Raw genomic sequence first — 18,828 nt, 5'->3', positions numbered from 1 at the left:
TCTCGGCGCGGAGCCAGGCCAGGACTTCGGAAAGCGTCAGCGCGCCCAGCACCGTCATGCCGTCCACCAGGCCCGCCTCGGGCAGGGCGTCCACCACTACTACGACGGCCCGTGGTTCGTGTACCAGAAGAACTGGTCCTCACCGCTCAACAGCACGCTGACCGCGTGGGTCAGCGTCAACGGAGCCCGGCACCGGATCACCATGCGCGCCGGGAGCGGCAACGGCAACGAGAACGACTGCACGACGAACCAGGGCTGGCTGCCGGACGGGAACTACAGCAACAACAACGACGGCAACGGCGACCGCGACCACTTCACGCACTACTACAAGGACTGGGGCAACTCGGTGGTCACCGGATGGGTGTGGGACCTCGGCGACAAGATCTGTTACAACGGCAGCAAGTACCGCACCGAGCTGTTCATCCACTCCCAGGGCACGGGCGGATGGTCCGACTCCAACTACGGCTCCGCCGGGTGCGTCAAGATCAATCAGACCGACCGGTCGCACCTGCACACCATGTTCGCCGCCTCGTACGGCCAAAGCAAAGGCTTCCTGACCGTCCAGTCCTGACCAGCCCGCGGCACAGCTGATCTCTCCGGGAGCGTCGACATGGCTCTGCCCCGTACCCGCACTCTGCTCGCCGCCGGCGTGGTGGCGGTGGCGGCCGTCGCGGTGACCTCGTACCTCGTCACAACGCCTGGCCGCGGTGACGGGCCGTCGGCGCTCGCCGGGACCGCACTGCACCACGAATCGTTGATCGCGGAATGCATGCGAGGCCGCGGTTTCGACTACGCGGTCGCCGTGCCGCGCGATGTGGCCATCGAGGAGGCCCGTCGCGCGGCCGTGCGGCAGCACCGCGATCCGAAGTCCGCGGTGGCCCAGGCGCAGGCGTCCACGCCACCCGATCCCAACCAGTCCCGCGTCGGCGCATTGCGGCCGGAGCAGCAGCAGGCGTGGGGCGACGCCCTCTACGGCGACGACACCTGGGAGGGCTGCTACTACACCACCTACGCGCAGGCGTGGGGCGAGAGCTTGGACCGGCAGGCCCAGCAGGGCGACACCTCGGCGGCGAAGGTGCGCGCCGACCCCGCCGTCCAGGCGGCCGAGCGGACGTACCTGGGCTGCATGTCCGCCCGAGGCTACGGGGTCAGCAGGATCGACGACGTGTACCGGCTGATCGGCGAGGCCGACGAGGAGCGGGGAAAGGCTGCGAACGCCGCGCACACCGCGTGCTTCGCTCCATACCAACAGGCCTTCGACGCCGCCTACCTGCGGCTGGCCCACCGCAACTGAACGTCTGTCCATGACCGCGTCCCACGGCGACGAATGCCCGCAGGCCCAGGAGACGGCCCCATCGGCACGCATGCCTTGTCAGCGCTCATAGATTCTCATCGGGTCCAGACGTCACATGTCCCGGCTCCGCCCACCTGTGTCCAAAATGGACAGCAGATGGTTTCCACATCGCCCGGCGGCTTGTCGTGTGCGGTGCGGCCCTGATCCCAGTCGTCTCCGAAGCCGTCAGCGGCGGGGCTGCCCGCGGCGTCCAAGATGTTGTTCGCCGACGTTCAGGCCTGCTGACCTGCTGTGCAAGATTGTCACAAGGTCAATTGGATAGCGTTTCCGCCATGATCATGTTCAACCGTTTCGCCACTGCACTGGCCGCCGCCGGATTGGTGCTGGGGGCCGCCGTTGTCGCCGCACCGGCCGCGTCGGCCACCGGTTGCAGCCAGGGCAGCGGGTACCGCAACTGCCGCTACGACTACAACGGCGATTTCGTCAGCGTCACCGCCTACCCCGGGATCATCAAGGCCGCGCTGAACAACAGCCGCAACGTCGACGTGTGGATCGACAGCGACAGGACCAACCACCTTGCCGCCGGTCGCGGTTACACCGAGTACCGCTACTCGGGCTCGCCGCTGCGCTGGCGGGGGTGCTCGTGGTTCTACAACCAGTTCGGCGACCCGTTCGTCGCCTGCACGCCCTGGGTTCAGGGGTACTGATCAGCTCTGCTGGTTGCCGGGCGTGGCTTTGTAGCCGTGACTGCAGGACTGCGGTCGAATGGCCGCATGGCATGGACCACTGGGCGGTCGAGACGCCGTGGCAGCGCCGCTACATCGCCCGCTCGAGGCGTCGTAGGACCGTCCCGGACGGTCAGGCGTGCTCGACGGCATCGGCCTGCGGGCCCCGGTCGCTCTGCCGGATGCGGAAGCGCACCCGCTCGCCGGCCACCAGGGGCTCGCCGGAGACCACCGAGACGTGCACGAAGAGGTCGGGCCCGCCCGCGTCGGGGGTGATGAAGCCGAAGCCGCGGTCGGCGTCGTAGCGGGCCACCGTGCCGTCGCCGGCGCGGGCTGCCGGCCGGGCGGCCGAACGGGCCTGGCTGGGGGCGGCGGCGGCCTCCACCGGCTCGCCGGTGGCCACGAACCGCACCTCGCGCGCCTGACGACCCTGGTCCACGGTGACCGCGGTGAACGAGACCCGGTCGCCCTCGGCCGGCAGGTACCCCTCGTCGACCAGGGCGCGCACGTGCAGGAAGACGTCGCCCGCCCCGTCGTCGGCGGCCACGAAGCCGAACGACTTCTCCTCGTCGAACCACAGGACGGAGCCGTCGGCGCCGTCACCGGGCGCGACCAGAGGGGCCCTGCGGACCCCGGCGTCGAAGCTCAGCGGCACCACGTGCTGGGCCTGCGGCCCCTTCTCCCCGGCGATGACGACGAAGGCCACCCGCTGCCCGGCCGCGAGGACGCCCCCGGTGACGATGGCGGAGGAGTGCACGAACACCTCCGCACCCCCGCCGTCCGGCGCGGCGAACCCGTAGCCCTTGGCCGGCTCGTACCAGGAGACGGTGGCGAGCACGCCCAGGGTCGCGTCAGGCGCGACGTCCCCGGTGACGGCGACGTGCAACGCCTGCGGACCGCGGGGTCCCTCACCGGTCTCGAACTCCACCGTCTGGCCCTCGCGCAGCGCCCGGGCCGCGCCCTCGCCCTGCACCTGCGAGACGTGCACGAAGATGTCGGCGCTGCCGTCGTCGGGGGCGAGGAAGCCGAAGCCGCGCTCGAGGTCGTACCAGCGGACGGTTCCCTGCTGCACGGTGCACTCCTGGTCTAGCGGGTGGTCGGGGGTCCAGTGTCCCAGGCGCCGTATTTACACCCTGATCCCGGCGCGCGGCAGCTCCGCCGTGAGCACATCGCCGAAGTCACCGAGTTCGCGCGCCGTCACCAGCCGTTGCCCGAGTGTGCGGACGTCCTCATTGCCTGGTGGCGGCGTTCCTGGAGTCCCGCCGCCTCGCTTCCGTTGACCGGTAAGCCAGCGTTTCAGTTGGCGGTGGAGCAGGTCACGGCCGGGCGAGCGGGTTCAGGACCGGCGGCGACGAACCCGAACGAGGTGGTTCCCCCGGCGGCGAGCACGGCGTTGTGGCCGGCGTTGGTGACGGTCACCGCGGTCGCGTTCTGGGTCAGGGTGCCGTTCCACAGGTTGCCGATGGTGTGGCCCGCAGCCGGCTGCCACGTGATGGTCCAGCCGGTCAGGCCGCCTGGGCTGGTGTTGCGCACGGTCACCTCGACCTGGTAGCCGCCCGGCCACGAGTTGGTCACCTCGTAACGGGCATCGCAGGCGGTCGCGGTCGTGACCGTGGTCGTCGCCGTGGTGGAGTTGGTCTGGGCGCTGCTGCTGGGCCGGTCGCTCTGCACGACGGTGCCGATCACAACACCGGCGGCGACCAGGACGGCCGCACCGGCGACCATCGCGATCACCCGGCGTGGCAGGTGGCGGCGGACGAGCAGCATCCGCGTCCCGCTCTTCGGGGGCGCAGCGGGCAGCGGCAGTCCCTCCGCGACCGCCGCGAGCAGCTTGTGGGTCTCGGCCATCGTCGGGCGTTGGGCCGCGTCACGATGCAGGAGGCGCAGGAGCACCTCGCCGAGCGGGCCACCCGACCGTGGCGGCTCGAACTCCCCCCGGACCACGCGTTGCAGGAGCGCGTAGGGGTTGTCGTCCACACCGAACGGCGGCGTGCCCTCCAGTGCCGCGTAGAGGGTCGCGCCGAGGGAGAACACGTCCGAGGCGAACGTCGCCGCCTCGCCCGCCGCCACCTCCGGCGCCAGGAAGGCCGGCGTGCCGACGATCAAGCGGGCGTCGGTCACCGTGCCCTCGCCGACCGCGCGGGCGATGCCGAAGTCGGTGATCTTCGCGATGCCGTCCTCGGCCAGCAGGACGTTGAACGTCGAGACGTCCCGGTGCACGATGCCCTCTGCGTGCGCCGCCACCAGCGCGGCGGCGACCTGCCTGCCCACGGCCGCGACCACGCCCGGCGGTAGCGCGCCCCGTTCGGCGATCAGCGCCGCGAGGCTGCGGGAGGGCAGGTACTCCAGCACCAGACAGGGCTTGCCGTCGTGCTCGACGACCTCGTACACGCTGATCGCGTGCGGGTGCCGCAGCCGACCGGCGACCCGGCCCTCGCGCAGCATCTGCGCCACCGCGTCCGGGGACCGCCGGTCCGTGTTGAGCAACTTGACCGCGACCACGCGGTCGAGCTGCTCGTCGCGCGCCTGCCAGACGACCCCCATGGATCCTTGCCCGATCGACGACACCAGCCGGTACCGCCCGGCGATGACCTCACCCTCTTCTGGCACAAGCCGACGCTACTTGGCTGAGCCGACCATCGGCCACCTTCGACTTCGCGCGAACTGGGTTCTGGAGCCGCACCCGCACCCGTGACGCGACCTTTGTCGTAACGGTGGTCGGAGCGTCGGCGTCGGCCGGTGGTGAGCCGCGAACGACGCGGCGACCACGTCGTTCAGCCGTGCATCGGACCACGAGGAAGGCTGAGATCGTGGCGAAGCCTGCGTGATTCACCGGCGGTCTCGGCGCCCACCACAGCGCCGAACGGCTCCGCTGCACGGTGATCCCCGCGCCCGGTGGGTGGACTTACCGGACTGGGCCCAGTCGAGTTCCGCGGCGCCACACGGCACGGGTGTTGAGGGTGTCCGAGATCGTGGTGGTGGGGTCTCCGTCGACGAGGAGGAGGTCGGCGCGCAGGCCCTCGGCGATGCGGCCGCGGTCGGCCAGCGCAAAACGCCGGGCCGTCGTGGCCGTCGCGGCGCGCAGGGCCTGGGGCGGGGTTAGTCCGGCCCTCACCAGGTACTGCAGTTCGTGGTGGACGCTGGCGCCGTGGGCGAGGCCGCCGAGGAACGGCAGGGGAACGGAGGCGTCGGTGCCCACCAGGATGTCGACGCCGGCGTCGCTGAGCGCTTTGATGGTCGTCAGGACGTCCTCGATGTCGCCCTGCGGGTAGCAGTTGAAGCTGGAGCGCAGGGTCTTCTCCCAGTCCTCGTTCAACCGCGAGGCGACGCGCGGGTCGTCGGCGAGCTCGTCGCCCGTGATGCCCATCAGCGAGGCGTTGAGGACCGCGCACGGGACCACGAACATGCCGGCGTCCTTGATCATGGAGATGATCTCGGGGTCGTGGGGCTCGACGAACAGGTGCGCCAGGCCGTCGATTCCGGCCTCCAGGGCCATCCTGGTGGCGTCGATGGTCAGCGTGTGGGCGACGGTGAGTGCGCCGTACTTCCTGGACTCGGCCACACCCGCGTTCAGGGTGGCCTGGTCGATCATCGGCAGGCCCGGATGTCCCTCCACGCTGCCGTCGTCAATCATGAACTTGATGTAGTCCGAGCCGTGCGCGAGCAGCTTCGGGATGGATGCCGCCGCGCCCTGCGGGCTGGTGGCGTCCGGGTGGAACGGCGGTTCGCCGCTGGGCGGGCCCGCGGCGCCGCCGGGGTTGAAGCCCGGCGGGAAGAGTTCGCTGGGGTGTCCGCCGGGCGGGGTGAGGCCGAAGCCTGCCGAGCGCACGTCTGCGACCGCGTCGTCCCGACTGATGCCGGCTCGCCGGGCGCGCGTGTTGGTGCCCTGCATCTCCAGTTCCGTGGTCACCCCGAAGCGCAACGCCAGCGCGAGGGAGTCCGGACTGCTGTGGACGTGCGCGTCGATCAAGCCCGGCAGCAAAGTCGCGCCGGTCCCGTCGACCACGTCGGCTCCGGCGGGCGCCTCTCCCCCGACCTGGACGATCTTTCCGTCCTCGATGGTCACGGTGGTGACACCGAGGATCTTCTCGCCGTCGAAGACCTTGGCTGCGGTGATGGTGGTTGCGGTCATGACCTGCCTTGTCAGGTGGTGGGCGTGCTCTCGCGGCGAATCATATACCTTTAGGTATGCGAATGCTCAAAGGTATGTAGATGTGATGTGATTCGTAGTTGCTACAGTGGGCGGATGAGCAACACGCCTCCACCTGAAGGAGCCGGCGACGAACGCCTGCTCGACCAGGTCGGGCCCGCGCTGTCACGGCTGCGCCGCCGGACCTCCGGTGGACGTGGAGACCTCACCCGCAACCTCCTGCTGAACCTCGTCCACGAGTGCCCTGGCGAGATGACGGTCGGCGGGGTGGCCGCCGAGATGGGGGTCGCCCAGCCCGTCGCCAGCCGGACCGTGGCCGCGTGCATCGCGGACGGCCTGCTGAGGCGAGCCGTCTCCCAGGCGGACGGCCGCCGCACGGTCCTGGAGCTCACCGAGGCCGGCGAGGCAGAGCGCGGCCGCTTCGCCTCCGAGCAGCGTGAGACCTTCGAGCTCATCACGACCGCGTGGACAGCCGCCGAACGCGACCAGTTCGCGCGGTTCCTGATCCGCTACAGCCAGGACAGCTCGGACTGGACGGCACGGCAACGCCGCGAGAGCCGGCCCGGCGGTCCTGCCGCGGCGGAGTGATCCGACCGGCCGCGAGGCCGGATCAGCTCGACGGTTTCGCGGTGCCTGCGGACAGCGTCTTCATCGTGACGTAGCTGTTGACGGCCGCCACGGCGGGCAGGCTCGCCAGCTTGTTGGCGTGGAAGTCCTCGTACGCGGGCAGATCGGCGACCTCGACGTGCAGGAGGTGCTCGTAGTTGCCGGTGATGTGGTGGCAGAACACGACCTCGGAGAGCGCGACCACACCACCACGGCCTCATCGACCTGCGGTCGCCATACCCACGATCATGCCGTCAGAACGGCGTCCGCATGCCTGGAGGCGAGGGCCGCGAGACGGTTATCGACGGACGGCGACGATGAACAGCCGGTCGGCGGTCTTCCGTCCGGCTCCGGGTCCGATCTCGATGTCGTGGAAACCTGCCGTGGACAGACGCTGGCGGAGTTCTGCCGTGCTCCAGGGACGCATCATGAAGTCGTAGCTCGACCTTTGCCGAGGCTCGTCTTGTGCAAGAAGGTCGTACTGCTCGTGGACATGCAGCATTCCCGCCTGCCATGTGACGGTGCTGGTGAAGATCAGCTGTTTCCCCGGGCCGAGTTCCACGGTCCGTTCACGGGGCGTCCCGTCTGCGCGTTCCCGGGACCCGTGCTCGTCGCGGACGTCGAGTATCAGCAGACCGCCCTCCTGCAGACTGCTCGCGAGCGAGCCGAGAACCGCGTCGCGTTCGGCATCGGTGATCATGTCGTTCAGCACGCCGCGGCAGGTCACCGCCTGGTATGGCGATGCGACGTCGAGCGAGCACAGGTCGGCCTGGTAGCGCCGTGCCGCGGGACACCGTTTCGCCGCCTGGTCCAGGAGTGCGCCGGCTGCATCGGCGAGGTCGACGTGGTGGCCTTTGGCCGCGAGGGCGGCGGCATGCCGGCCGGTCCCGCAGCCTGCGTCCAGCACTGACGCCGCGTGATGGCCGGCCCGCACGAGCACGTCGTGGACCGCGTCGACCCAGGGCTCCGCCGGATCCGTGATGAGCAGGTCGTAAGCTGCGGCATGATCGGCGTAGAACGGTCGGGACCGGCTCACCTGCGCGGAGTGTGATGTCACGGCAGACATCCTGCCCAAGCCGCGGACTCGCCCCTCGGCGCCGCCCTTCTCGTGCCCAGGCGAAGCCGAGAACTTGAGCGACCGCAGAGCTGAGGTTGTCATAGCGGACCTTTCCCCGCGGCAACCCTCAGCACCTGGGCGTCACGGCCGAGGGCCTGCTGACGCGCAACGCCTGCTCCCCACCGCTACCGACACCGCGAGCGCGTCGGCGTTGCTCGACGAGGTGCGCGCCGCAGGTGGACTGGCGGCGTGATCGTCAGCGGGCGGGACGGGCGATCGGCGGGCACGGCGCGGGCGTGCCGGCGACAACACCCGCGCCGACCGGGCCGTGATCAGATGCCCAGCAGCGTCTTGCCGTCGTGCGCCTGCAGCACCGCGATCAGGCCGCGCAGTGCGGTTTCCAGGCGTGCGATGTCCGCGTCGTCGAGGTAGACCGACGGCTCCAGCCGCAACGTGCTCGTGGCGCTCGCGGTCGGGAACATGCGGACCGCGTGTGCGCGCAGCAGGTAGCCGGAGAACAGGTAACCGACGAGGCCCGACTCCGCCTGCTCGCGGATGGTGTCGTCCGGGGAACCGGACAGGTCCGCGAACTCCAGGCCCAGCATCAGGCCGCGTCCGCGCACGTCCGCGATCACGGCCGGGAACTCGCCGCGCAGCTTCTCGAGCATCGCGCGCAGCTGGGTGCCGCGGTGCTCGGCCAGGCGGTACGCCTCGCCGTCGGCCGCCTCCAGCAGTTCGACCGTCTTCGACGCGATCAGCGTGGAGAAGCTGTCCTTGGCGAACGTCGAGCTGTGCACCAGCTCGAAGTCGGTGCGGTACCGGCTCGAGCGCACCAGCGTCAGGCCCGCCTTGGCGATGCCGCCGCCGAGGCTCTTGGCCAAGGTGAAGTAGTCGCCCTGCAGTCCGAGGTGCGAGCTGGCGAAGAACGCGCCGGAGCGGCCCATGCCGCTCTGTACCTCGTCGATCACGACCGGGCAGCCCAGCTCGTCCGCGACCGCGCGGACCCGTGCGGCGAACGCCCGGTCGAGCTCGCGGATGCCCGCCTCTCCCTGGATCGGCTCCAGCACGAACGCGGCGATCACCGGCAGGTCGCGTTCGACGATGCGGGCGGCGCCGTCGACGACCTCCAGGTCCAGCAACGTCTTCCGTTCCTCGGCGACGATCTTCGTCAGCGCTTCGGCGTCGTCCTGCGGCACGAAGCGGCACTGAGCGGCCAGCGCGCGGAACGGGGTGCGGTAGCCGGGGTTGTGGGTGAGCTGAACGCTGCCGACGAGCTTGCCGTGGAACGAACCCTCCGGCGCCAGGAACACCGGGGCCGTCAGCACGCGCTCGGCGTTGGCGGCGCGGACCTCGGCCACCAGGTCGTCTGCTGCCGAACCCAGCGACGCCTGGATCTCCACGAGGTTCCGCTCGATCTGCGCGGACACCTCGGCGAGCCGCATGACGCGGTCGAGCTCGGCGTGCTTCAGCGCGATTTCGATCGATTCCGCGCCACTGTTCGCGAAAATCGCCGAATAGGGCTCGGAAGTGTCGAATTCGCGGCGAATGATCGCGTTCACCTGCCACGCGAGTTCGTTCGCGTACGGGTGCCGGGAGAACTGTGCGTGAATGGGCGTGCCCGCGTCGAGCAACGATTTAGCGTATTCGACCAGTTCCGGGTTGTTGTGGCCGAGAATCGTCGAACCGTAACCGCCGACGAGGTCCAGCACTTCCACCTCGGTGCCGTCGGCATCGAGGTAGTACAGGCGGTTTCCGGCCGCCCGCACGTACTCGACGCCCAGTCCCAGCGACGCCAGCCATCCGGCCAGATGGGGTTCCGCGAGTTCGATCTGCTCGGTCACCGGGTTCATCTCCGTCCTCAAGTCGCTGGTCACGGGCCGACCGTAGCGGTAACGGCACTCTCGCAGAGGTCTTGCAGTAACAGCCCGGTAACCGCGCAAACTCCGCGATCGAGCGGTTACCGGGGCAGGACCGGCAAACCGCTCGGAACATCCAAAGCTGGCTACGCTCGAACCCGGCTCGAAGATTTCTCGAAGCCGAATCACCACCACCTACCCGGAAGGGCAGCCGAGTGCGATGACGAGTGAGCAGCATTCCGCACGCAAGGAACAGCACGAACCGATCGCGATCGTCGGGGTTTCCTGCAGGCTGCCTTCGGCGTCGAATCCGGTGGAGTTCTGGGACCTGCTGCGGAGCGGCCGCGACGCCATCACCGAGATGCCCGCGCACCGGTGGGAAACGATTTCCGAGGACACCGGAAAAGCGATTCGGCGTGGCGGTTTTCTCGACGACATCGCCGCGTTCGACGCCGCCTTCTTCGGGGTGTCACCGCGCGAGGCCGTGGTCATGGACCCGCAGCAGCGCCTGCTGCTGGAGCTGACCTGGGAGGCGCTCGAGGACGCGGGCATCGTCGCGCAGAGCCTCGACGGCACCTCGGCGGCCGTGTTCGTCGGCACCGCGCGCGAGGACTACGCGAGCCTCGTCTACCGGCAGGGTGATCGCGGCATCACGCAGCACACGAACACCGGCGTGCACCGCGGCGTCATCGCCAACCGCGTCTCGTACGCGCTCGGCCTGCGCGGCCCGAGCCTCACGGTCGACACCAGCCAGTCGTCGTCGCTGGTCGCCGTGCACCTCGCCTGCGAGAGCCTGCGCACCGGCGAGACCGGCCTCGCGATCGCGGGCGGCGTGAACCTCAACATCCTGGCCGAGACGATCGTGGGCGCCGAGCGGTTCGGCGGACTGTCCCCCGACGGCCGCTGCTTCACCTTCGACGCGCGCGCCAACGGATACGTCCGCGGTGAGGGCGCCGGTGTCGTCGTGCTCAAGCCGCTGCGCCAGGCCGTGGCGGACGGCGACCGCGTGCACGGCGTGATCCTCGGCAGCGCGGTCAACAACGACGGCGCCACGCCGGGCCTCACCGTGCCCAGCGCCGACGCGCAGGAACTGGTGATCCGCGCCGCGCACCGCCGGGCGGGCATCACTCCGGACGAGGTCCAGTACGTGGAGCTGCACGGCACCGGGACGCCGGTCGGCGACCCGATCGAGGCGACCGCGCTGGGCCGGGCGATCGGCGTGCACCGGCCGGCGGGCGACCCGCTGCGCGTGGGTTCGGTCAAGACCAACATCGGCCACCTCGAAGGCGCGGCCGGCATCGCCGGGCTGATCAAGGCGGTGCTCAGCATCGCGCACCGGCGGCTGCCCGCGAGCCTCAACTTCCGCACCCCCAACCCGGTGATCCCGTTCGACGCGTTGAACATCGCGGTCAACGACAGCGATGGCGAGTGGCCGCATCCGGACCGGCCGCTGGTCGCGGGCGTCAGCTCGTTCGGCATGGGCGGCACGAACTGTCACGTGGTGCTCGCGCAGGGCCCGGCAGTCCGGGAACCCTCGGCAGAACAACCAGATTCGCGCCCCGTCCCGGTCGTGCTCTCCGGCCGCACCGAGAGCGCTCTGCGCGCCCAGGCCGCGAAGCTCGCCGAGTTCGTCGCGTGCCACGACGTGCGGCCGGCCGACGTCGGCTGGTCTGCGCTGTCCACCCGCACGCTGTTCGGCCGGCGCGGCGTTGTCGTCGCGGCCGACCGCCACGAGCTGAAGATCGGCTTGGAGGCGGTGGCCGCCGGACTGCCCGTCGCGGGTGTCCTGTTCGACGGCGAGGCACCCGGCCCGCTCGGGTTCGTGTTCACCGGGCAGGGTGCGCAGCGCGTCGGCATGGGTCTGGAGCTGCACGCGTCCGAACCGGTGTTCCGCGCGGCGTTCGACGAGGTCTGCGCGCACCTGGACCCGTTGCTGCCCAGGCCGTTGCGCGAGGTGATCGCCGACGGCGACGGGCTCGACCAGACCGGCTTCACCCAGCCCGCGCTGTTCGCGGTCGAGGTCGCGCTGTTCCGTCTGGCCGAGTCGCACGGCCTGACCCCGGACTTCGTCGCGGGCCACTCGATCGGCGAGATCGCCGCCGCGCACGTCGCCGGAGTGCTGTCGCTGCGGGATGCCTGCGTGCTGGTCGCCGCGCGCGGCCGGCTCATGCAGGCGCTGCCGTCCGGTGGCGTGATGGTCGCCGCGCAGGCGGCAGAGGACCAGCTCCCGGTACTGCCCGCCACGGTCGCCGTCGCGGCGGTGAACAGCCCTTCCTCGCTGGTGCTCTCCGGTGACGAGCAGGACGTGTTCGGCCTCGTCGCCGCGCTGAAGGCCAAGGGCCACAAGACGAAGCAGCTCGCGGTGAGCCATGCGTTCCACTCGCCGCGGATGGAGCCGATGCTCGCGGAGTTCCGTGAGGCGATCGCCGGCCTGACCTTCCACGAGCCGCGGATCCCGTTCGTCTCCACCGTGACACCGGAGTCTGACCTCGGGGCCGGCTACTGGGTCGACCAGGTGCGGCAGCCGGTGCGGTTCCTCGACGCCATGCGGGTGCTCGCCGATGCGGGGGTGCGCACGGTCGTCGAGATCGGCCCGGACGGCGTGTGCTCGTCGATGATCGCGGAGAGCGACCTCGGCGTGCACGCCGAACCGTTGGTGCGGGCGGGACAACCCGAGCAGCGCACCGTGATCGCGGCGATCAGCCGTGCGTTCGTCCGTGGCGGGAACGGTGACCTGACCACGTTCTTCCCGTCGGCGCGGCGAGTCGGCCTGCCGACGTACGCGTTCCAGCGCGAGCGCCACTGGGTCACCGAGCTCCCGGAGACCGTGGCGGCGCCGCAGGAACAGCACTCGGTTCAGGAAACGGTCGTCGCGCACGTCGCGGCGGTGCTCGGGCAGCGTGCCCCGATCGAGATGGACCTGCCGTTCCGCGACCTCGGCTTCAGCTCGCTGATGACGCAGGAGCTGCGCGAGAACCTCGCCAGGGCCACCGGTCTGCGGCTGCCGTCCGGACTGCTGTTCGACCACCCCACGCCACAGTCACTGGTCACGTTCATCAGCGACGCCATGGCCGGTCGCTCAACCGGCGACGACGTGGTTCTTGAGTCCACTTCGGACGAACCGATCGCGATCGTCGGCATGGCCTGCCGCTACCCCGGCGGCATCTCGTCGCCGGACGACCTGTGGCAGCTGGTGGCGAACCGCGGCGACGCGATCTCGCCGTTCCCCGTCGACCGCGGCTGGGCCGACGTCTCGGGCAGGAGCACCGTCGGCGAAGGCGGTTTTCTGGTCGGCGCCGACCGGTTCGACGCCGCGTTCTTCGGCATCTCGCCCCGCGAGGCGCAGGCGATGGACCCCCAGCAGCGCCTCCTGCTGGAGACCGCGTGGGAAGCCGTCGAACGCGCCGGCCTCACGCCGAAGTCGTTGCGCGGCACCAGAACCGGCGTCTTCGTCGGTGCGACGGCCGGTGACTACGGCCCCCGCCAGCACGACGCCCCGGACAGCGCCGAGGGACACCTGCTCACCGGCACCACCGCGAGCGTGATGTCCGGCCGGATCGCCTACCAGTTCGGCTTCGTCGGCCCCGCGCTCACCGTCGACACCGCGTGCTCGTCGTCGCTCGTGGCGCTGCACCTGGCCGTGCAGTCGCTGCGCCGCGGCGAGTCGACACTCGCGATCGCGGGCGGCGTGACGGTCATGTCGACGCCGGGCATGTTCCTGGAGTTCTCGCGCCAGCAGGGCCTGGCGCACGACGCGCGCTGCAAGTCGTTCTCCAGTGACGCCGACGGCACGTCCTGGGCGGAGGGCGTGGGCCTGCTCGTCGTCGAACGGCTGTCCGACGCTCAGCGCAACGGTCACGAGGTGCTCGCGGTCATCCGCGGCACGGCGATCAACCAGGACGGCGCGTCCAACGGCCTCACCGCCCCGAACGGTCTTTCCCAGCAACGAGTCATCAAGCAGGCGCTCGCCGACGCCGGCCTGTCCGCGGCCGATGTCGACGTGGTCGAGGCGCACGGCACCGGCACGTCGCTGGGCGACCCGATCGAGGCGGAAGCGCTGCTGGCCACTTACGGCGCCTCGCGCACCGGATCCAATTCTTCCGGGCCGCTGCTGCTGGGTTCGCTGAAGTCCAACATCGGGCACGCGCAGGCGGCGGCCGGAGTGGGCGGCGTGATCAAGATGGTCGAGGCGATGCGGCACGGTGTGGTGCCCGCGACTCTGCACGTGGACTCGCCGACGCCGCGGGTGGACTGGACGTCCGGTGCGGTGGAGCTGGCCGTGGACGCACGCCCGTGGCCTGCTACGGATACGCGGCGGGCCGGCGTGTCGTCGTTCGGGATCAGCGGGACCAACGCGCACGTGATCGTCGAGCAGGCGCCGGCGGGACCGGAATTGTCGGTGCTGCCTGAGACGATTGGAGTGGGGACCCGATCCCCCCAGGGGGCCGGCGAGGCTGGATCGATCCCGTGGGCGTTCTCCGCGCAGACGGAGGACGCAGTGCACAGGTTCGCCGCGAATCTGCGCGACCTCCCAGCGGTTCACACCGACACCGGCGAGCGCCAGGCAACCCCGGCCGACATCGGCTGGTCGCTGACCACCCGTACCCACTTCCCGCACCGCGCCGTGGTCCTGGGACCCGACCACGCCGCCGGTCTGACCGCGCTCGCCAACGGCGAAACCACCCAGAACGTCGTGCGCGGCACCGCCACCCCGGGCAAGACCGCCTACCTGTTCACCGGACAAGGCGCCCAACGCCTCGGCATGGGCCGCGAGCTCGCCGAGCGCTTCGAGCCGTTCGCGAAGGCGTTCGCCGAGGTCCAAGCCGCCATCGACCCGCACCTTGACCGGCCGCTCAGCGAAGTCCTCAACGACGAGGCGCTGCACCAGACCGGGTACACGCAGCCCGCGTTGTTCGCGGTCGAGGTCGCCCTGTTCCGCTTGGCCGAGCACCACGGCCTCACGCCGGACCTGCTCGCCGGCCACTCGATCGGCGAGCTGGCCGCCGCGCACGTGGCGGGCGTGCTGGACCTCCAGGACGCCGCGAAGCTCGTGGCAGCACGCGGCAAGCTCATGCAGGCAGCACGGGCGGACGGCGTCATGATCGCCGTCGAGGCGAGTGCAGACGAGCTCACGTTGCCGGACTCGGTGTCGATCGCCGGCATCAACGGGCCGCGCGCCGTCGTCATCGCCGGTGACGCGGACGCCACGAAGCACATCGCGGACGAATGGCGGGCCGAGGGCCGTCGCACGCGCGAGCTGCAGGTGAGCCACGCGTTCCACTCGCCGCACATGGAAGAGGTGCTCGACGAGTTCCGCGCGATCGCCGAAGAGCTGAACTACCACGCTCCGCGCATCCCGATCATCTCCACGGTGACCGGCGCGGAGCACACGAAGTTCGACGCCGGGTACTGGACCAGGCAGATCAGGGCCACCGTGCGGTTCCACGACGCGGTGATCGAACTTGGCCAACTAGGCACCTCGCTGTTCGTCGAGATCGGCCCGGACGCCGTGCTCACCGGTCTGGTGCAGGGCGACGTGCCGGCCGTGGCGCTGTCGAGCGCCAAGCGGTCCGAAGCCGAGGCGTACGCGACGGGCCTGGCTCGTGCGTACGTGAGTGGGGCCGAGGTCGACTTCACGCCGTTCTACCCCGGCGCGAGCAGGACCAGCCTGCCCACCTACCCGTTCGGCGGCGAGCGGTACTGGCTCGCGCCCACGGGCAGGGCCGACGCGAAGGCGCTGGGCCTCGACGACGCGGCGCACCCGTTGCTGGGCGCGAGTGTCGACGTCGCTGGGGACGAGGTCGTGCTGACCGGCACGTTGTCGTTGGCCACCCATCCGTGGCTGGCCGATCACGTGGTCGAGGGCGTGGTGCTGTTGCCTGCCACGGCGTTCCTCGAGCTGGCGTGGCGGGCCGGGCGGGTCGAGGAGCTGACGCTCGAGGCACCACTGGTGCTGCCGGAGCACGAGACGGTCCGCATCCAGGTCCGGGTGCGGGAAAACCACGTCACCATCCATTCGCGACTGTCCACCAAGGACTGGACGCGGCACGCCACCGGCGAGGTCGCGTCCGCGGAGCTGCCGGCCGGTGTGCCCAATACCGCGTGGCCACCGGCCGGCGCCACCTCCGTACCCGTCGACTACGACGTGTTGCGCGGGCTCGGGTACGACTACGGGCCGGCGTTCCAGGGCCTGCGGAAGGTGTGGCAGCACGGGAACGAGCTGTTCGCCGAGGTGAGTGTGCCGGCGGCGGACGGGTTCGGGATGCACCCGGCACTGCTGGACGCGGCGCTGCACCCGTTGCTGCCGGTGCTCGCCGACCCCGCACGGCCGCAGGAGATCCGGCTGCCGTTCACGTGGACCGGGGCCGAGTTGCACACGACGGGGGCCACAGTGCTGCGCGTGCGGTTGTCGCCGACGACGACCGACGCGTTCCGGCTGGAGATCAGCGACGAGCAGAACGAGCCGGTCGCCACGATCGACGAGTTGGTGCTGCGGCCGGTCGCGAAGTCCGCGCTGGCGGCCAGAAGCGACGCGCTGCACGCCGTGACCTGGTCGGTGATCGCGACGCCCGCCACCCCCGCGACCGATCTCGTGGTCCTGGACTTCGACGAGGACACCACGCCGGAAAAGGCGACCGTCCAAGCGCTCCAAGCGCTCCAGGCGCACCTCGACGGCGACGCGACGATCGCGCTCGTCACCCGGCGGGCGATCGCGTTGCCGGGCGAGGACGTCACCGACCTGAGCCGGGCACCGCTGTGGGGCCTCGGCCGGACCGCGCAGACCGAGCACCCCGGCCGGATCGTTCTCGTCGACCTCGACGAGAACGCCCAGGACACCACGATCGCATTTGCCGCGGCCACCGGCGAGGCGCAGATCGTCGTGCGGAACGGCGAGTTCCACGCGCCGAAGATCGGCCGGGCGACGCACGGCGAACCTGTGGCATTCGACCCGGACGGCACCGTGCTGATCACCGGCGGCACCGGCGGGCTCGGCTCGATGCTGGCCAGGCATCTGGTCGCGAACCACGGCGTGCGCGAACTCCTGCTGCTGAGCAGGCGCGGCCCGGCCTCTCCCGGTGCTGCCGAGCTCACCGCCGAACTCACCGCGGCTGGGGCACAGGTCCACATCGCCGCCGTCGACGCGGCAGACCGCGAGGCGCTGGCCGCGGTGCTGGCCGAGCACCCGGTCAAGGCCGTGATCCACACGGCGGGCGTGCTCGACGACGCGACGCTGAGCACGCTCACGCCGCAGCAGGTCGAAACCGTGCTGCGGCCCAAGGTCGACGGCGCGTGGAACCTGCACGAGCTCACCGCGGACCTCGACGTGTTCGTGCTGTACTCGTCGATCGCCGGCATCCTCGGCACGCCGGGCCAGGCGAACTACGCCGCCGCGAACACCTACCTCGACGCGCTCGCGCACCACCGGCGGGCGAACGGCCGGCCGGCGATCTCGCTCGCGTGGGGGCTGTGGGCCGAGGGCATGGGCAGCACGCTGGACGCCGCCGACGTGGCGCGCTGGACGCGGTCCGGGGTGCTGCCGCTGGAGACCGAGCACGGGCTCCGGTTGTTCGACGAGGCCCTGTCCGCGGGCGCCCTCGTGGTGCCCGCCGTGCTCGACGCGAGCAAGACCCGGCCCCGCAAGGCCAAGAAGGCCACCGCGCTCACCGAGGACGACCTGCTGCAGGCCGTGCTCACCGCGGCCGCGGCGGCGCTCGGACACGCCTCGGCCAAGGCGGTCGACCCCACCAAGGCGTTCAAGGACCAGGGAGTCGACTCGCTGACCGCCGTCGAGCTGCGCAACCAGCTCGGCGCGGCGACCGGACTCAAGCTGCCAACGACGGTCGTGTTCGACCACCCGAACCCCGCCGCGCTGGCGAGTTTCCTGGCGAACCAGGGCAAGCCCGCCGAGGTCACGACGACCAGGAGGCACACGGACGACGACCCGATCGTCATCGTCGGCATGGCCTGCCGCTACCCCGGAGGCGTGGCGTCGCCGGAGGACCTGTGGCGGCTCGTCGCGGACGGCACCGACGCGATCAGCCCGTTCCCGACCAACCGCGGCTGGGACCTGGAGAAGCTCTACAGCCCGGACCCTGAGCGCACCGGCACCGTCTACACCCGCGAAGCCGGATTCCTGCACGACGCCGACCTGTTCGACCGCGAGTTCTTCGGCATCTCACCGCGCGAGGCGACCGCGACCGACCCGCAGCAACGGCTGCTGCTGGAGACCGCGTGGGAGCTCTTCGAGAACGCCGTGATCGACCCGGCCACCTTGCGCGGCGGCAACACCGGGGTGTTCGTCGGCGCGATGTACGACGACTACGCCTCGCACCTGACGTCGGTGCCGCCGGAGTTCGAGGGATTCCTGTTGGTGGGCAACACATCCAGTGTGATCTCCGGCCGGCTCGCCTACACCTACGGGCTGGAGGGCCCCGCCGTCACGGTCGACACCGCGTGCTCGTCGTCGCTGGTCGCGCTGCACCTGGCCGCGCAGGCGCTGCGGTCCGGTGAGACGGATCTCGTGCTCGCCGGCGGTGTCACGGTGATGGCCGGCCCCGGCTCGTTCGTCGAGTTCAGCAGGCAGCGGGGGCTCGCACCGGACGGCCGGTGCAAGTCGTTCTCCGCCGACGCCGACGGCACGGCGTGGAGCGAAGGTGTCGGCCTGGTGCTGTTGGAGCGGTTGTCCGACGCGCGGCGCAACGGCCATCGGGTGCACGCCGTGCTGCGCGGCAGTGCGATCAACCAGGACGGCGCGTCCAACGGCCTCACCGCCCCGAACGGTCCGGCCCAGGAACGCGTGATCCGCCAAGCACTCGCGCAGGCCGGGCTGTCCGCCCAGGACGTCGATGCGGTCGAGGCGCACGGCACCGGTACGGCACTCGGCGACCCGATCGAGGCGCAGGCGCTGCTCGCCACCTACGGCGCCGAGCGCACCGGATCCAATTCTTCTGGATCCAATTCTTCTGGGCCGCTGTGGCTGGGTTCGCTGAAGTCCAACATCGGCCACGCCCAGGCCGCGGCCGGCGTCGGCGGCGTGATCAAGATGGTCCAGGCCATCCAGCACGGGGTACTGCCGCGCACGCTGCACGTCAGCGAGCCGTTCGCCCATGCCCCTGATCCCGTTGCCCTCGCGGGAGGAC

The 18,828-nt window shown here is 70.7% G+C and carries 11 protein-coding genes and 3 pseudogenes; 5 read left to right on the top strand and 9 right to left on the bottom strand.

Going from position 1 to position 18,828, the window contains the following annotated elements:
- The 3 genes from ABZX92_RS38860 to ABZX92_RS38850 form a co-directional block, all read left to right on the top strand.
- The coding region (locus tag ABZX92_RS38860) for a hypothetical protein (RefSeq protein ID WP_355570475.1) at window positions 1-571 on the top strand (571 nt) is incomplete at its 5' end.
- A gap of 39 nt (window positions 572-610) precedes the next feature.
- On the top strand, window positions 611-1,294 hold the full coding sequence (locus ABZX92_RS38855) for a hypothetical protein (RefSeq protein WP_355570474.1): 684 nt from the start codon (window positions 611-613) through the stop codon (window positions 1,292-1,294).
- A 332-nt stretch (window positions 1,295-1,626) separates the two neighbouring features.
- Window positions 1,627-2,001, top strand: coding sequence for a hypothetical protein (locus tag ABZX92_RS38850; RefSeq protein WP_355570473.1), 375 nt, complete (start codon window positions 1,627-1,629; stop codon window positions 1,999-2,001).
- Between the two features lie 151 nt (window positions 2,002-2,152).
- Here ABZX92_RS38850 and ABZX92_RS38845 read toward each other — a convergent pair whose 3' ends face one another.
- The 6 genes and pseudogenes from ABZX92_RS38845 to ABZX92_RS38820 form a co-directional block, all read right to left on the bottom strand.
- Window positions 2,153-2,332: a cold shock domain-containing protein gene (locus tag ABZX92_RS38845; protein WP_231114525.1), complete on the bottom strand. Its 180-nt coding sequence runs from the start codon at window positions 2,330-2,332 to the stop codon at window positions 2,153-2,155.
- 105 nt (window positions 2,333-2,437) lie between these two features.
- Window positions 2,438-2,599: pseudogene (locus tag ABZX92_RS38840) on the bottom strand (cold shock domain-containing protein); the annotation flags it as partial.
- A 66-nt stretch (window positions 2,600-2,665) separates the two neighbouring features.
- A pseudogene (locus ABZX92_RS38835) lies at window positions 2,666-2,863 on the bottom strand (cold shock domain-containing protein); the annotation flags it as partial.
- A 42-nt stretch (window positions 2,864-2,905) separates the two neighbouring features.
- Window positions 2,906-3,091 (bottom strand): annotated as a pseudogene (locus ABZX92_RS38830) (cold-shock protein); the annotation flags it as partial.
- A 224-nt stretch (window positions 3,092-3,315) separates the two neighbouring features.
- The gene (locus ABZX92_RS38825) at window positions 3,316-4,629 is read right to left on the bottom strand and encodes a protein kinase (protein ID WP_355570472.1); all 1,314 of its coding nucleotides are present in this window, start codon (window positions 4,627-4,629) and stop codon (window positions 3,316-3,318) included.
- 295 nt (window positions 4,630-4,924) lie between these two features.
- Window positions 4,925-6,151 (bottom strand): amidohydrolase family protein, encoded by a 1,227-nt coding sequence (locus ABZX92_RS38820; RefSeq protein ID WP_355570471.1) that lies wholly within the window; start codon window positions 6,149-6,151, stop codon window positions 4,925-4,927.
- A gap of 114 nt (window positions 6,152-6,265) precedes the next feature.
- Between ABZX92_RS38820 and ABZX92_RS38815 the strand changes: the two genes are divergently transcribed.
- A complete protein-coding gene (locus ABZX92_RS38815; RefSeq protein ID WP_355570470.1) occupies window positions 6,266-6,757 on the top strand; it encodes a MarR family winged helix-turn-helix transcriptional regulator in 492 nt (163 codons plus the stop codon).
- Window positions 6,758-6,779: 22 nt separating this feature from the next.
- Here the strand turns inward: ABZX92_RS38815 and ABZX92_RS38810 are convergent, their stop codons facing one another.
- The 3 genes from ABZX92_RS38810 to ABZX92_RS38800 form a co-directional block, all read right to left on the bottom strand.
- The gene (locus ABZX92_RS38810; protein WP_355570469.1) at window positions 6,780-6,980 is read right to left on the bottom strand and encodes an Lrp/AsnC ligand binding domain-containing protein; all 201 of its coding nucleotides are present in this window, start codon (window positions 6,978-6,980) and stop codon (window positions 6,780-6,782) included.
- A 93-nt stretch (window positions 6,981-7,073) separates the two neighbouring features.
- Window positions 7,074-7,811 carry a methyltransferase domain-containing protein gene (locus ABZX92_RS38805; protein ID WP_355570468.1) on the bottom strand — a complete coding sequence of 246 codons (738 nt, stop codon included), beginning with the start codon at window positions 7,809-7,811 and terminating at the stop codon, window positions 7,074-7,076.
- Window positions 7,812-8,164: 353 nt separating this feature from the next.
- A complete protein-coding gene (locus ABZX92_RS38800; protein ID WP_355570467.1) occupies window positions 8,165-9,706 on the bottom strand; it encodes an aminotransferase class III-fold pyridoxal phosphate-dependent enzyme in 1,542 nt (513 codons plus the stop codon).
- A gap of 202 nt (window positions 9,707-9,908) precedes the next feature.
- On the opposite strand from ABZX92_RS38800, the gene ABZX92_RS38795 reads away from it, so the two are divergent.
- A partial coding sequence (locus tag ABZX92_RS38795; protein ID WP_355570466.1) for a type I polyketide synthase occupies window positions 9,909-18,828 on the top strand: 8,920 nt, incomplete at its 3' end.

Source organism: Lentzea sp. NPDC006480, from assembly GCF_040611995.1.
Classification (GTDB): domain Bacteria; phylum Actinomycetota; class Actinomycetes; order Mycobacteriales; family Pseudonocardiaceae; genus Lentzea.
The sequence above is the reverse complement of the archived record's forward strand: the minus strand, read 5'-3'. Positions and strand labels throughout refer to the sequence as shown.

Excerpts from the sequence above, each read along its gene's own strand:
- ABZX92_RS38815 (WP_355570470.1), top strand. The coding sequence starts at position 6,266 with ATGAGCAACACGCCTCCACCTGAAGGAGCCGGCGACGAACGCCTGCTC.
- ABZX92_RS38850 (WP_355570473.1), top strand. The coding sequence starts at position 1,627 with ATGATCATGTTCAACCGTTTCGCCACTGCACTGGCCGCCGCCGGATTG.
- ABZX92_RS38820 (WP_355570471.1), bottom strand. The coding sequence starts at position 6,151 with ATGACCGCAACCACCATCACCGCAGCCAAGGTCTTCGACGGCGAGAAG.
- ABZX92_RS38855 (WP_355570474.1), top strand. The coding sequence starts at position 611 with ATGGCTCTGCCCCGTACCCGCACTCTGCTCGCCGCCGGCGTGGTGGCG.